This is a genomic window from Paenibacillus contaminans (assembly GCF_003285015.1).
Lineage (GTDB): Bacteria > Bacillota > Bacilli > Paenibacillales > NBRC-103111 > Paenibacillus_V > Paenibacillus_V contaminans.
In genome coordinates, this window is the sequence record NZ_QMFB01000040.1 from 16,272 (window position 1) to 31,947 (window position 15,676).

At 50.7% G+C, this 15,676-nt stretch carries 7 protein-coding genes; all 7 read right to left on the reverse strand.

The features are described 5' to 3' along the window. Positions 1–107: 107 nt before the first annotated feature. Positions 108–5,912 (reverse strand): FIMAH domain-containing protein, encoded by a 5,805-nt coding sequence (locus DQG23_RS36900; protein WP_113036059.1) that lies wholly within the window; start codon positions 5,910–5,912, stop codon positions 108–110. Between the two features lie 65 nt (positions 5,913–5,977). Continuing rightward, entirely contained in the window at positions 5,978–6,982 is a 1,005-nt protein-coding gene (locus DQG23_RS36905) for a Gfo/Idh/MocA family protein (RefSeq protein WP_113036060.1), read from the reverse strand. Positions 6,983–7,291: 309 nt separating this feature from the next. Next, the gene (locus DQG23_RS36910) at positions 7,292–8,941 is read right to left on the reverse strand and encodes an extracellular solute-binding protein (protein WP_158560899.1); all 1,650 of its coding nucleotides are present in this window, start codon (positions 8,939–8,941) and stop codon (positions 7,292–7,294) included. A 295-nt stretch (positions 8,942–9,236) separates the two neighbouring features. Further along, positions 9,237–10,112 (reverse strand): carbohydrate ABC transporter permease, encoded by an 876-nt coding sequence (locus DQG23_RS36915; protein ID WP_113036062.1) that lies wholly within the window; start codon positions 10,110–10,112, stop codon positions 9,237–9,239. A gap of 26 nt (positions 10,113–10,138) precedes the next feature. Next, positions 10,139–10,993 (reverse strand): ABC transporter permease, encoded by an 855-nt coding sequence (locus tag DQG23_RS36920; RefSeq protein ID WP_113036091.1) that lies wholly within the window; start codon positions 10,991–10,993, stop codon positions 10,139–10,141. A 394-nt stretch (positions 10,994–11,387) separates the two neighbouring features. Then, positions 11,388–13,634 (reverse strand): helix-turn-helix domain-containing protein, encoded by a 2,247-nt coding sequence (locus tag DQG23_RS36925; protein WP_113036063.1) that lies wholly within the window; start codon positions 13,632–13,634, stop codon positions 11,388–11,390. Positions 13,635–14,116: 482 nt separating this feature from the next. Continuing rightward, positions 14,117–15,007 (reverse strand): hypothetical protein, encoded by an 891-nt coding sequence (locus DQG23_RS36930; protein ID WP_113036064.1) that lies wholly within the window; start codon positions 15,005–15,007, stop codon positions 14,117–14,119. Positions 15,008–15,676 lie beyond the last annotated feature (669 nt).

The following is a 15,676-nucleotide window of genomic DNA, read 5'->3' on the forward strand; positions in this document are numbered from 1 at the left end:
ACTTCGTCAACACGTCCGTGTAAATAACTCTTGCGCAATCCCTTCGGCCATCGGCGAAGACATCGTCCGAAAATCGGTGATCAAGATGCTGCTTAGCCTCAGAGGGTTTACGGCAATATTCCTCCATAATTCGACCAAGCTTCAATTAGCGCGTTCGCATCAGTCGTAAAAATTTGCTTAGCCTCGTCAGACAAGCTGCCTTGCTTAGCTTTATTCATATGCTTAAGGAAATCCTGCATATGTTTAACCGCCTGAGTTTTATGTCCTTTAGCAAAATGGTCTAAAGCTTGAGCCAGGCTGTTGGAAAGCTGGTTTTGCAGCGGCCCTGCCACATCCCCGATTGCTGAGAATCCCGACAAGAGAAGCTGCATCGACTGGCCGCTTGTCGTTACGCTCACGTTTATCGCCTTTTGACTTGTATTTCCCGCTTGATCCGTTACGGAAACTAGAAGGATATGAGTGCCGAGCCGGCCTGCCCAGTTCAACTGCGTTCCGGACACATAAGGCGTTCCATCTACCACTGCAGCTTCAACGGCTATGCCGGACAAGCTATCCGTACTTTGCCATTCAAATGTAATCGGCTCGCCGTCTTCAAACACAGCTCCTTCCATCAGCGGATATCCGTTCGCCGATACGGTGAAGGCCGGTGCCGCTTTATCGGACTTGACGGTAACGGAGTGGACAGCTTCTACATTTCCCGCTCGATCGGTCGAGCGATACTGGATTTGATAAATCCCGTCACCCAGCACGATAGGCGAATCGTACGGAATGAACCCGTCCGTCGACTGCATGCCGTATACGCTTTGTATGACGGTTAACGCATACTCGGTCGACGCGACTCCGGAGCCGTTATCCGATGCTTGGAGCGATACCGTTACGTCCGACGTATACCAATCGCCCGCTCCGGCCGTTCCTGCGATAGCGGCATCGGTAGTAGGCGGAGCAATATCCGGCTGCTCAACCGTCACCGTGCTCGTTGCCGTCAGTCCCCCGGCTACGGTCCTCGCCGTGATCTGGGTTACGCCGGCCGAAAGTGCGGTGACCAGGCCATTTGCATCCACCGTCGCAATCGCCGGATCGTAAGTGCTCCACGTAACCGTTCGCTCCGTCGCATGGGTCGGCGTAAAGAGTGCGTTAAGCTGACGGCTCTGCCCAATCCCCAGTTCAAACGCCGCCGGATCAAGCTCCAGGCTTGTCGGAGCGATAATCTTAGAAAAGCGGATGTTATCGATATACACCTCGTTTGTACCCGACACCGCTTGAAGCGGAATCGATGAGATTTCGATGCTGTCCGCTGTCGGATCCGGGAAGTTAAATCCGGCATACTCGGCCAGCTTCGTTCCGTCCATCCATAGCGACACGGTCGTTTGCCCGTCGAAACGGATTTCCCACGCATGAAACGCGTTATCCGCCGGCATCGGGATCGTATAGGTACCGATGTTTCGGTACAGCTTGTCGCCGCGAAATACGGCTTTGGCCGTATGGTTTGCGGCATCATACGAATTTAATGCCAAGATGAATTTCTGACCGTTCGCATTCATTCTGAATATAACGCCGCGATCCGGCAAGTTGGCGCTAGGTGTAATCAGATCGGCGAATTTCGCGTCGAATTGCCATTTCCATGGACCTGCACCAATCGTGAAGGACTTGGTCATCGTCACATATTTACCGGCCGAAGTTTCGTCGCCATAGACGAGATACTGCCCCGCCGGCACCGGCTTCATTGCCAAACCCGACGGATTACCCATCGTATTTGCGGAATCGGTCAAATAAGCGCCGGTCTGCGGTGTATTCACGTTCCAGCCCGCCGTCTTCATGCTGGCAGCATCGTCATAAAACAGCAAGCTGCGTGGCGTTCCTTGCGTAGTGACGATATTTTGCGTCCATTCCGCAGGATAAGCAAAGGTATACCATTTCTCCGCCTTTACTTTGTCGCCCAGTTCACCCAGAATACGTTGGCCGCCGAAATCGCCTCTCCAGTTGTTGAAAATATAAATTCCGTCATAGCCCGCTTCGTAAAATTGGTATGCCCGCAATAAATATTGCTGTTTGGAAACATAGTTGAAGCCCGCGGTTATCGGAATGCCGCGTTTTTTGAGATCCTCCTCCACTTTGGTCATTTCGTGGCCGGAAAGCGTTCCCGTAACGCCGCCGTAAAGCTTTACGCCGGTATTGCTCACCAGATTGGCGAAATAAGCGAGATTGCTGTTGAATTCTTCATGTCCGACGCTGCTCGGGATCAAAATATCGATCAAGCCTTCGCTGACCCAAGTTTCGAGATCGATATCGTTTACCTGGTAATACGGCACGCGGACGGCAATTTGTTTGCCCGCCAGCGCGGAGCGCAATTCCCGTAAAAAGCCGGTCATCATATCCGCCTTCGGGAGAGCCGTCGTTTCGTAACCGAACAGGTTCGGATACCGCCCAAAATCGAGTTCGACGCCCGACACGACTTGTTCGCCTTGCCCGTTCGTAACGAAAGCCGCTTCTACCAACACATTTTTGACAAATTCGCGGAATTCGGGATATGCGTAACTCATACGAATGGTTTTGGTGCCGTCATTGCCAAGCTGCAAATAATTTTTCTGCATAAATTCTTCATAACGGGGTCCGTTTAAAAACGGATACTCGCCATGGTTGTAGAACGCGTTCATCCGCAAGGAGGCAAACGTATTCACCCCGATTTGCTTCGCCCGTCCAGCGACGATTTCAAGAGGATCTTTGCCGCTGTTTATAAGCTGCAAAATCATATCCCGTCCCATCTTATCGCTTGTCCTCATCAATGCTTCCTGCTCCGGGGTCAAATTGGTGTACGGCTTGAGCGCCGTCGGGCTGTCGCGGAAGATCGCCATCGTCGTGCCTAACGCCCAGTACAACGAGCCGACGTCTTTGCCGGCATAAATATCGACCGCCTTCGCCTTCAATTGCTGCTCATTTGCGTATAATCCGGAGGTAAAGTCGCTGTAACCGTCATTATTGTAAATGACCCGCTTGCCCTGCTCGCCTTCGTCCGCCTGGTTGTAAAGCGAAACTTCGTCCGCGGTAAGCCCTTTCAGCTTGACGTATGCAATACGCGCCTGTTTGCCAGGTACGCGCTTCAGAATGAGTTTATGATTCGGGAAATCGGAAGCAAAAGCGAACACTTCTCCAATCGCTTTGCTGCCATAGGCTTGCCCCGGATTGAAGACGACGTTCTCGCCTGTTGATACCGTATGATCCTGAACGCCGTCCGACACCGCGATTTGTTCCGAACCGGTTACATAACCGATGTATACGCCGAACCATCCGTTCAGGCTTGCCGGTAAGGAAAGCGTATGCGTATCCCCGAAGTTTTCCAAAAACACGCCGTCCGAGCTTGCTCCTTCGTACCGGTACGACGCTTTTTCCCACCCCGAGACAGTCGGTGTCAGCGGCGCGCCCAGCGTCTCGTCCCACATCTTCTCCATGTCGGTAAACAAGATCACTTCGCCCGGCTGCGCCGTAGCCTGCTGTCCCGGCGCAAGAACGCTAACCGACGGATAAACCTCCAGATTGCGCTCAACCTTCGTAATTTCCGCGCCGTCTTTCAATAATCTCAGCAGCATCGTCATCCGTCCGGAAGCTCCGATGCCGTCCAGATGGAGCGGCACATTCGAGCCAGTTGCCGCTTGCAGCTTGGTGAGAATCGTTTGGCCGCCTTGCAGCAAAGAGGCTTCCACTTGCAAGCTTCCATCCTGAAACGAAAGCGGATCCGCATCGAACAAGGAAACGACGGTTTCGATTCCTTCGGCTTGCGAGGAAGTCGGCAATACGGAAATACCGGTAATCATCGGCTCAAATTTGCTCCATGGAGGCAGCTCATTTTTCGCAAGTCGAAGTCGATCAATAACAGCTTCCGTATTGCCGGTTGCAGCCCCGGAGGCGTCGTTGATCACCCGGATTTGATCCGGCCCCGCCTGCTGAAGCCCCAATCCTTGCCAAACGCCCAGCTTCGCACCATCCAGCGTTACGATGACTTGTCGTCCGTTATACGCCAGTCCCCATGTATGGTAAAGTTGATCGCTCGGCATGTTCATCGTCACCGTTTCGTAGCTGCCATCGTTTTTGAGCAGCCGCAGCTTGTTTCCATCGTTCCAGATAGCCCGGTAGACGACTCCGCCGGCTGCGACTTCAAAGCCCAGCCCTTTGCTTACATCGGTTCCGGATGGCGATGCCAGCGATTTTATTTTCGCATCGAATTCCAGCGCCCACGGTGCGTTGCCGATCGCAACCTTTTTGGATAATTGCGCAGCCTGCCCGGAGCCCGCCTCTGCATATGTCAAATAAGTGCCCGTTTCCGCAGTCTTCATGCCTGCTGCTGCACCGTTCGTTTGGCGAAAATCCGTAAAATAGGCGCCCGCTATCGGCGCATTCGCCTGCCAGTTCATCGTGGGGAAGCCCGCGCCGTCATCGTCAATCAGCACGTTCGGGTTGCCTAGCACTTCCTGAGTGAAGCGAATGCTGTCGAAATACACCTCGTTTACACCTGCTTGCCAATCGAGAGGCGTATTGTAAATAAACAAGCCGTCCGCCGTATTTACTGTTCCTGCAATTTGCTCGAAGCGGGCAACGACTGTTCCATCCATGCTCACCGATACGGCTTGCTGCCCATCGTACGATATTTTCCACTGATGGAACTGTCCGTCGTCCGGCATCGTCACGCGCCGCGCGTCCACTGCGTTCCCGGAACCGACCTGGGCTACAATCTGGTTGCCGTCATTAAAAGCGATTTTATACCGCTTCTGATTGGCGCGAAAATCAAAAACGACTCCGCGTTCAGCCAAATACCGCGAGGGGGTCATCAATTGCGCGAATTTCGCCGAAAACTCCAATGCCCATGCACCTGATCCAATCGTCATATTTTTTCCTATATAGGCATATTTCCCGGCATCGCTTGCCGCCTTATCTCCATAAAACAAATATTCTCCCTGTTCGACCGGCTTCATGCCGATCCCGTTCGGGTTGCCGAGCGAATTTTCCGAATCCGTGATATACAAGCCATTGACTGGCGGCAAATTACGGGTCCAGCCTGCTTGCGCCAAATTGTCGGCGGCATCCTGCATGTGGACATCGGGATCTCCCTTAAACAGCTTGAAATGGTCAAAGTACACTTCGTTTTTCCCCGCCACCCAATCGAGAGGCAGATTGCCGACAACAACGCTATCGAGTCTGCCTGCGGCCGGCAAGGCAAGCCCTTGAAACGCTGCAATCTTGATGCCGTCAAGCTTCACTGAAACCGTTTCCAATCCATCAAACGTGATTGCCCACTGATGGAAGGCGTTATCCTGCGGCATGTCGATTTCCCTTTGAACGAAGACGGTGCCGCTCGCACTGGTTAATCCATAAAGCTTATTCTTGTCGTTGAACGAGATTTGGTATCGTTTCTCATTGGCATAAACGACGAACAAAATTCCGCGCTCAGCCGGGTACAGCTTCGGCTTAATCAGATCTGCGAATCGTGCGGAAAATTCCAGCGTCCACTCGCCGCTGCCGATCGGAACCGTTTTGCTCATCATCGTATAACGAGCAGCCTCGCTGGCAGCCTTATCGCCATAGAACAAATACTGTCCCGGCTCAACCGGTTTCATCGAAATCAGATTCGGATTGCCGAGAGAATTCGCCGAATCCGTGACATAGACGCCATCTTCCGGCGATCGGCTTAATGTCCATCCCGCCGCTTGCATATTGTCCGCCGTATCTTCGAACAGCACGGGGAAATTCCCTCCAGCGGACAAAGGGGCGGGGGCAGTTCCGCCTGCCCCGTTCGCCTTTGCCGTCATTCCCGGCGGGATCAAAAGCGCGGCGATAAACATAGCAATCACCCATAAACGCATCGAACCCAACCGTATCCTGCTGTTCCATCCTGAAAGCTTGCTCCCGTATCCCTTTTCCAAGCCAGCACCTCCGGTTTCGGTTAACTTCAGCAAGACATCGCGTAGCGATATTAACGACACAACTTCTACATCCCGTGATTTCTTACGATCACGGCTGCTTCGTCCGCTTCAACGGCAGCACGGCTCGCGGATAGCAAATCGCTATGCGTAATCGTATGAGGACTTCCTTCTATTCGGAGCAAAAAGTCTTCCGTAACCGTCGAGGGTACCGTTTGGAGCGGAATTTTGGCAAACGGCCAGTCATGCATGACGGTGAACAAAAGCTCTTCCTGGCCGACCGACGGATCGCCCGTTAAGCGGATTTCAGCGCTGCCCGATGTCCCCGTCACGAATATGCGGAGATCTCCGTAGCTCCAGCATTTCTCCGGCGTGTGCCAGTCTGCGTACAATTGCGCAACCACGCCGCCGCTCATCACCGATTGAACGGCAGCGACATCATAAAAATCCGGGTATTCAGGCAAAATCGATTTCGTCAACACGGCCGTCGAGGAAGCGACTGCCTGACCGGTCAAATAGCCGAGGATGTCAAAATCATGAATGAATAAATCCATAATAATACCGCCGTTTTGCCGCTTGGAGAAATGCCAGGCTTGGCGGCTGCCCGGGGTCAATTTATGCGGCTTGCGCATCGTAATGGAGACCAGGCTTCCCAATTCCCCGGCTTGTATCATCTGTCTCAAGGTAAAAAGCGATTTCTTGTCCCTTGAAGTAAGCAGGAGCCCGATTTGAATTCGCCCCCGATCGATGACGGCCTCCAACCGATCGAGCCCTTCCCGATTCGTAACAATCGGCTTGTCGAGCATAATATGCTTGCCGTGCTCGCAGCACGTTTCAATAATGGCAATCTTCTCATCGTTAATAGCCGAAGAACCGATGATCGTTGCCGATGAATGCCAAATGTCATCCGCATCCCGCACAAGCGGAATGTTATATTTCTCTGCAAAATGCGCGGCCAGCACATCCGGCTCACGATCATAAATTCCTATGCAGTGATGTCCGGCCTTCAGCATGGCTTCAATAAACATCGAAATATGACCATGCTGACATCCCACTATGGCGAAGTTATACATGAAAGCGTTTTCTCCTATATGTTCGAATGTAGTGTCCCTGCTTCGGTCAATCGCAAATCAGAGACGAGAAACGGATAATCCAAAAGCCCGAACGCTAGGGCGTGTCTGAATACTCCGAGGGGAACAGATTTTTCCGAATTTTCGTTCCATGCAAGGCGCGTTTGTGAAGGCGTACCGGGGGTACGTCAAGCAAACGGAACGAAGCAGGGGGCGAAAAGGCGGTGAAAGATGACCCCGAGTGAGTTTTCAGACACGTCCTAGTCGCGGCGCGCGCTCGGCGAATTCCCCGCCTTACGCGCGCTGGCCGTCCTACTTGGTATACCACTCTTTCGTATGCACAACGTTCGCTTTGTTGTCGGCATACCACTTCTGATAAAACTCGTCTACCTTCAATCCGCCGGCTTTTTCCCATGCCGACTTGGCGTCCGCAAGCGCTTTTTCGATTGTGTACGAAGCGCCGCCCACAATCGCCTTCGACCAAATATCATTGATCGCTTTTGTTCCGTTCGTATTGACCAGAAGCAAATCCTGCGGCAAAGACGGCATGGAATTTTGGTCGATGTCGTAATAAATCGGCCGCTCCGCTTGTAAATAAGCCGCATCCGAGCTTTTAATAATCGCTGTAAACTCTTTATCAAGCGGTTTGGATGGGTCAAGCTGGGAAATATATCTGGCACAATCCCCCTCCGCCATCGGAGAAGACATCATCCGGTAATCCGCCGTCCAGGAAACCTCCTTGGTCGAGATCGGCTGGATTGGTGCAGGACATCCGTTTGCGCCAACCTGGTAGTGCGTCCCCTCAATGCCATACTTTAATGTTTTGCCCGTTGAGTCTTTCGCGAGAAAATCAATGTATTTGATAATCGCTTCCGGATCCTTTGCGACGGCATTCACGACCGTTGTGATGAAGATAGGCGGATTGATGGCCGGACTGAATTGACCGAACTCCGATTTCGGCAGCGGAATCGCAATGATTTCTCCATCCGGGTTATTTTTCTTGAATGATTCATAAACTTTATAACCCAATGCGTTCGCTCCGCCATTCGCTCCGAACATACCCAGCTTGCCGTTAACAAAATCCTGCTGCGCTTTCTCGCCGCTGTTGTCCGTCAAAAAGTCTTTATCGACGAGTCCGTCATCATACAGTTTTTTCTTAAACGTATAATTGGCTGCCGCCCGATCCCATTGATGAACGTAATTGCCGCCATTTACGCCAAACTCGCTGTATCCGAACATGGCGCTGACAATTTGCCCTCCTACAAAACTAAGGTTAATGCCATAGGTATCCTTTTTCCCATTGCCATCCGGATCCTGCGCAGAGAATGCTTTGATTACTTGATACAGCTCCTCCGTCGTTTGGGGGACGCTCAAATTCAGCTTTTTTAGCCAATCATTGCGCACATAAAGGACATGATTCGTGTCCAAAGGCGCGACATAGCCGAGTCCGTACAGCTTGCCGTCGTCCTTCATACCGAGCTTCTTCAAAGCCGGGTATTTCTCCAGCAGCTTCTTGTACTCCGTACTGTATTTGTTAATCGCGTCATCAAGCGGCATCAATTGCTTTTGCGAATATAACTGATTTTTGAAGGGGGCGCTGTATTCAAACATGATGTCAGGCGCTCCGCCGGAAGCAAGCAACACGTTTAACTTCTTCTCCGACTCGTTGCGGGGAACCGAAATGAAGTTGACATCCGTAGGACCATTCTTATTGAGCCAATCCGTCCATCTGTTCTTTATCGGCGTTCCTTCCTCCGCTGGAATATTTCCCCTGTCATAGATGGAAGCCGTTATTTCTCCGCGTTTGGCTGCGCTTGGCGAAGGCTGCGAGGTTGCAGGCTTTCCCGATTCTGCCGGCTTCTCGGATGCGGCAGGCGTTTCCTTGTTGCTGCACGCCGCCAGCAAGGCCCCCGTTACCAGTACCATAGCCATTCCCGCTTTGAGCTTGTTATTTCCCTTCATACTTCGAACCCCTCCGGAATAAGTTTTGTGTGATTCCAGTTTATCACTAGGGTGTGTTTGAATACTCCGAGGAGAGCAGATTTCGCCGAATTTTCGTTCCAGGCAAGGCGCGTTTGGGAAGGCGTACCGGGGGTACGTCAAGCAAACGGAACGAAGCATGGGGCGAAAAGGCGGTGAAAGATGACTCCGAGCGGGTTTTCAAACACGCCCTAGCCTTACCGTTTGCCTGCATATCCGAACCTGCGCATCACCCCCTTTCGTGAACGATCGATCACTCGTTCCTCTCCAAGCCTCATCAGCCCTTGATCGCGCCGATCATAACGCCCTGAATAAAGTACCTCTGCAAAAAGGGATAAATAAGCAGCATCGGGATGACCATGATCATGATTCCCGCAGATTTAATGCCCTCGGGTGTAGCGGCAGTCTGTTCGCCAACAGGCAAATTATTGATTTCCTGAAGCAGGGATTGACTGCTGATCATCTGCTGAACAAGAACGGCCAAATTATATTTCTCGGTATCTTGGATATACATAAGGACGCTTAAGAACGAGTTCCAGTATCCCACAGCGTAAAATAAGGCTACGGTCGCAATAACGGGAAGCGATAACGGAAGAACGATCCGAATCAAGTAACGAAACTCCCCGCAGCCGTCCATACGGGCGGCTTCTTCTAGCTCTCCGGGAATATTTGCAAAAAAGGTTCTCATGATCAGCATGTAATACGTGCTAATCAGCGATGGAAGCCATATGGCGCCATAAGTGTTCATTAAGCCCAATGATTTGATGACCAGATAAGTCGGGATCATCCCGCCGCTAAACAGCATCGTAAATACGATTGCCAATGTGAAAAATCGTCTTCCGTACATGTAAGTCCTCGCCAGCGGATACGCAGCAAGGATCGTAAACGCCAAGCTTAGACCGACGCCCAAAACCGTAATGACGACACTGTTCAGGAACGATTGCATAATTCTTGTTCCGTCGATCAGCAGGCGGTAAGAGTCGAAGCTCCAGCCCTTCGGCCAAAACGAAACGCTTCCCGATACGATATAATGAGGATCGCTCATGCTGAGAGCGGCAATATGAACGATAGGCAGCAAGCAGCTTAGCGCAATCAGACCGAGCACTAGCGCATTGAATTGATAAAATAGTTTCTCATTAAATGAGACTCTCATTTCCTTCACCTTCCAACGTTATGTCTTTACCATAAACCCTGCCCGAATTTTCTTGCCGTTCTGTTAGTTAACAGCACGAGCACAAGACCGACGACCGATTCGAACAAGCCGAGCGCGGTCGTAAAGCTGAACTGCGCGCCTTCGATGCCGATCCGGTAAATATAGGTGCTGATGACCTCCGAAATATCGGAAACGACCGGATTTTGCAAAACGAATACTTTATCGAAGCCCACCTCAAGCACATTGCCGATCGATAAGATGAACATAATGACGATGGTCGAAGAAATGCCCGGAAGCGTAATATGCCAGATTCTCCGCCATTTGTTGGCGCCGTCTATGTTTGCCGCTTCGTACAGGCTCGTATCGATCGAGCTGAGAGCAGCCAAATAAATAATCGCCGCAAATCCCGCTTCCTTCCATACGCCCGCTCCGAGAAAAATCGCGATCCATGATCCCGATTTGTACAAAAACGGGTAGGCTTCTCCTGTTACCCCTTTCATGAGATGATTGACGATTCCGGATTCCTGCGCAAAAAGCGTCAAGACGATCCCGCCTACGATTACCCATGAAAAGAAATGCGGCAAATAGACCAGTGTTTGAACGACTCTCTTGAACCATAATTTCCTAAGCTCGTTGAGCAGGATGGCAAGAATAATCGGAAAAGGAAAGCCTACGAAGATGGACAACAATCCTAATACAAACGTATTACGGATAATTTCTAAGGATTGCGGATTGTCAAACAGCATTCGGAAGTGCTTCCATCCCACCCACGGACTGTTCATGATCCCCTGAATAAAGTTGTAATCCTTAAAGGCGATCACAACGCCGAACATCGGCAAGTACTTAAAAAGCAAATAAAATAAAATGACGGGCGCAAACATGAAATACAACGGAATATTTTTGCGAAATCGTAACCCCACTCCCTATGTCTCCTCTCTATACAGTACGGCTCATTGCGAATGTTACCGTTTGCACGGAATCATGGTTACATCCGCCTTCGCCTCTCGTCTTCATCCCAAACTATAGGGAAAGGGAAGCTTCCGCTCAATAGATATGATTCTCGCCGATAGACCATTTTCAATCGGAAATGCAAGGATAAACGCCTACCGCCGTCTTTGACGCTGGCGTTTACCGAGATTTAGAGCCTCTTCCGCATATACTTTCTGAATAATCAAAAAAACCGCTTCCTGTCGGAGCGGATTTCGCGTTTTCCCCCTATTTTCAAACCGAATTCGAACGCCTGATAGACAAAATTCCCGATAGACGATTCTCCTTTTATAACCCTTCCTTCGTTTCACGATTCATCTTACGGTAATCGCCCGGCGTCATGCCGATCCATTTCTTAAAGACGCGTATAAAAGTAATGGAATGGGAATACCCCACCCTGCGTGCAATCTCCTGTACGGAATCAGGCGACTCCTCGTTCAATAGTTTCTTCGCATGCTCCATCCGTACCTTGGCTACATAATCGACGAAATTTTCACCGAATTCTTCTTTGAACAATCGGCTGACGCTTTTCATATGGAGTTGAAAATTTTCGCTGATGTGATTGAGCGACAGATCGGGATTGGAATAATTCGCTTCTATATACTCCTTGATTTGCAGAATTAATTTGTGGCTTTCCTTTTTTTGCTTCTGCAGCTGAAATTGCTCCGATAAGGTCTTAAGGATAGTGCGGATAGGTTTCTCCGCTTCTTCTATTTGGATAAAGCCTTTCACTTTGCTTCTGATATCGGGCAGCGCCTCTTCTTCCCAGATCAACCGAAGCCCGGTCGGGAGCGTCTTGCACTCCTTGTCCAATGCAAAGATGAAGTAGTTGATAAAATCGGCCGCATCTTCCCGTCTGACAGCGGCATTCTTGAACATAGCGAACAAACCGCGAAGCTGCTCCTCCCAATTCGCCTGTCCTGATCGGAAGGCTTGTGCCGCCGTAACGATCTGATCCGCGTATTCCAAGAGATGTCCCTGCGGCGGAGTATTGATCTCACCGTACGAAATGACCGAATTGCTGCCAAAATGCGATTTGAATTGCAGTGCCTCCAAAGCCTCGGAGTAAGATCTGGCGATGTGTCCCGGAGAGTCGATGACAGCTCCGATTCCGCAAGATACCGTAAAGGGCAAATTTTGCCCGATCCAATGTCCGACTTGCTTGCAGAAGCTTTGAAGCCAAGCGTCGAATTCCGTTTGCTCCTGTTCTGCCAATACCATAACCGCCAATTGATCTTGACTCATCCACTCGCACCATACGTGTCGATCCATCTGCTGGCCCGTTTCCCGAACGGATGCGGTTAAGGCGAATTTCAACAAGCCTTGATCTTGCTGAGAATAGACGTCTACAAATTTGTTACTATGATCGATCTCAATTACGGCTACAGCGATCCGGCATTCTTGATCGGATAATCCGGCCCGCTCCATCTCCAGCTCCCACTCTTCAGCAAGAAGCGGCTCTGTGCCTTCCAAGATTCTTTTAAACAACAGCTTTCTGCGAAACCCTGCGCTCTCCTCTGCTTTTTTGTCAAAATCTTTGGAGTGCTCCACCAGTTCATCAATCGCCGTTCGGATAAAATGAAATTCGTCCTGCCGTTCTCCCGATGCCGTTTTCTCAGCAGATTGCTTGGCGTTCCTTGTGTACAGCCGGATGTTGGATTCGATCAGTTGAATCGGGCGATAATGTCTCCGGGCAGCTAGGAATAGCCATATAATCCCCACAAGCACCGAGAGCAGCATAGCGGCATACCAGACATTCGAAATGGAGGACAAATAGCCGAAAGCGTTCGTTTGCTTGAAACCGGATATTACCGTCCAGCCCGAATAATCGGAAGTGAGCGAGGTCAACACACTGCCCGAGCTTGTCCCGCTCCCGATCAATGGCGCACCGCTCGCGTCGGATAGCGTCACAAAGTTTAAATCCGAAACCAAGAGTTCCCGGAGCGCTTCTTCCAGCTTGCTCAGCTGTATATTGGCCACGATGAGTCCCTGTACTCCGGAATTAAGCGGAATTTTTTTGGATAAGGAAATGACCTGCTTCTGAACGCCTGTCTCTCCTTGAAATTCTCTGAAGGAACGGATGACGGACCACGCATGAGCGCCTTCGGCCTGCATCGCCTTTTCGAGAAAAGCGCGATCCGCAAACTGCTCAAGCGAAATCATCGTATTCGTCGTCAGCACAACTTGATCGGATGCCCGGTACAAATAAATCGAATCGATCGATAACAAATAGGTCGACAAATCTCGTACTCTTTGGGAAATAAGATAATTCTCGAAAGGATCGCCCGACGTATCGCCGTCAAAAAATAGCCGTATCCGGTCGTTCGTCAATATTTCCTTGATCATCGTTTGTTCCGAAAAACGGAGGATGGAATCGGTTGTCTGCAAGATGTTGCGGGCGAATACTTCATTCGCTTTGACTGCTTGCTGCTTCGAGTAATTCCCCAATACCGTGAAAAAAAGAAAGATTAGAACGGAGACGATCGTTAAAAAAACAGGCAGGTACGACAAAAGCCAGCGATGGTAAATTTTCATTTTGTTATCATTTCGCTTCAATCCTCTACAAGGATATTATAGTTATACCAATACTAGCATCGGTTGGAAGCGGAATCAATCCGCTTCAAGCATCCTTTTTGGCGGCGCCTTCGGGGACGCAACTCCATTCTGATAAACAGATTCATCTAATCCTGCTATACTGATTCCTCCTATATCCAACAACTCCTGCTCTCCTTTTCTAGGGTATTCATTCCCCAGTTTTCTCTATCCTGCCTGGAAACACAAAAAGGCCCGTCACTCCACAAGGAATGACCAAGCCTCATGTTATCATCCGATCTATTCGATACTGGGAAACATTTGCGGATTTACAGGAGTGCCGTCCAAGAAAAGGTCAGGTTCTATGCTCAGCATTGCACTGAGCAGCTCCGTGGTCCGTACCGTATCGCATACGCGCGCTTCCGCATCGCCGAATCTTCCTTTATTTGAAATCCTTATAACCATGTTGCGTCAGGGCAGCAAAATCAACCGTCCGACGGGGCATACTTCTCCACGTCCGGCTCGAATGACGCTCCACTCACCAGGTCCAGCTCCATGTGGGTGGTTCCGCGATCGTCGGTTAGCACGATCATTCGCGACCCGACGATGGGAACGCGGTCGGCGCTGGTGCGCATGTGCGCTGAGACGATACGAGGAGCACCGTCGACGATATAATTCACCTCAACTATGAACATCGGGAAATGAAAGAGCCAGCTGTTAGTAAAGTTCACGGCGGTCAACGTCCCGGTGCATGACGAACCCTCCACGCGGAGTCGCTCGATGTCCGCCTGACGCCGCCGGGCGTAGGCGATAGAGCCGGGTAGCAGCAGGAGTATGATGGCGGCCCAGAGGGCGAAGCTAGCTCCGACGACGGCGCCGAGCTCTGGCGGGATCGTCGGTGATGTCGCTATGGCATCGAGGTCGAAGGGGCGCGACGGATCGCTTGTCAGCGTCCAGAGCAGGAGGACTCCCGCGACTGCTGCGAGTCCTCCTGCTATCGCTAGCGTCGCGAACAGGCCGGCCACCTTGGTCTGTCCGAACTGCTCGACCGCTCGCGAGTACACTCCGCCGGTCGTACCGATCGCGACGAACAGCAGTAAAACAGCGACGCCCACTGTGACCGGATGACCGAGGAACATGTTGATCGCCGGTGTCGGCGCCATGCCGAGCAGTGCGCCGAATGGCACGGAGCCTGTCAGCGCCCACAGTGCAGCGGCTGTTAGCAGCCACGGCATCAGCGGAGCCGCGCGTCCGATGCGATGTCCCGGCCGGAGTATAGTCATCCGTCCGTTCTTATCCGTGGTTGAGAACAGCGGCAGCGTCTCGAAATGTTCTTGCTGCCCGTGCTTCTGCTGACCTTCTGCAGCATCCCTCATTGGCATAGCCCTCCCGAGGATGATACTCGCACCTTGAGCGGCGGAGGAGGATTCCCCGCGATGCGGCTGGGACGATCAACTATAAAATGGAGGAGTTTCTTCCCTTTTTCTTCCTCATTATTGAACGCTTCAATTTTATATATTTGATAAGGGAAAGGTGAATTTTTGTAGGTGTTATGATATTCTGGATGCCGTATTAGAAAGTTCAACTTCCTATTATCTTTGTACTCAGCCATATATACCTTCACCTCCAATAATTCTTATCTATATTTTACCACTATAAGGTTGTCCGCTGTAAATACCCCCGAACGAAATACATAAACCAAAACTCGAAAAGTCGTCATTATTGATTCATTTATCAAATGGTGCTTTGGACAGGATTACTTAACGAAAGATGTTTCTCGAGGTCTAAAGCCCGTTAAACCGGATAGAGAGGAAAATACCAGAAAGAGACATCCGCATTTGGCGATATTGAGGGAATATAGACTTCGAGTCGGGCTATCCAGCGAAATCAATCCTGAAGACCACACACCTTTGTATCCAAACCGTTGTTAATCAATTAAGGAAATGCTTCAAATCACGATATAAACGGGAGTCGCATCTGCAGCTCCCGTTTATATCATTCAACTATTTTCTATTATAGTATTTAAGCTTGCTGCTTATATATCT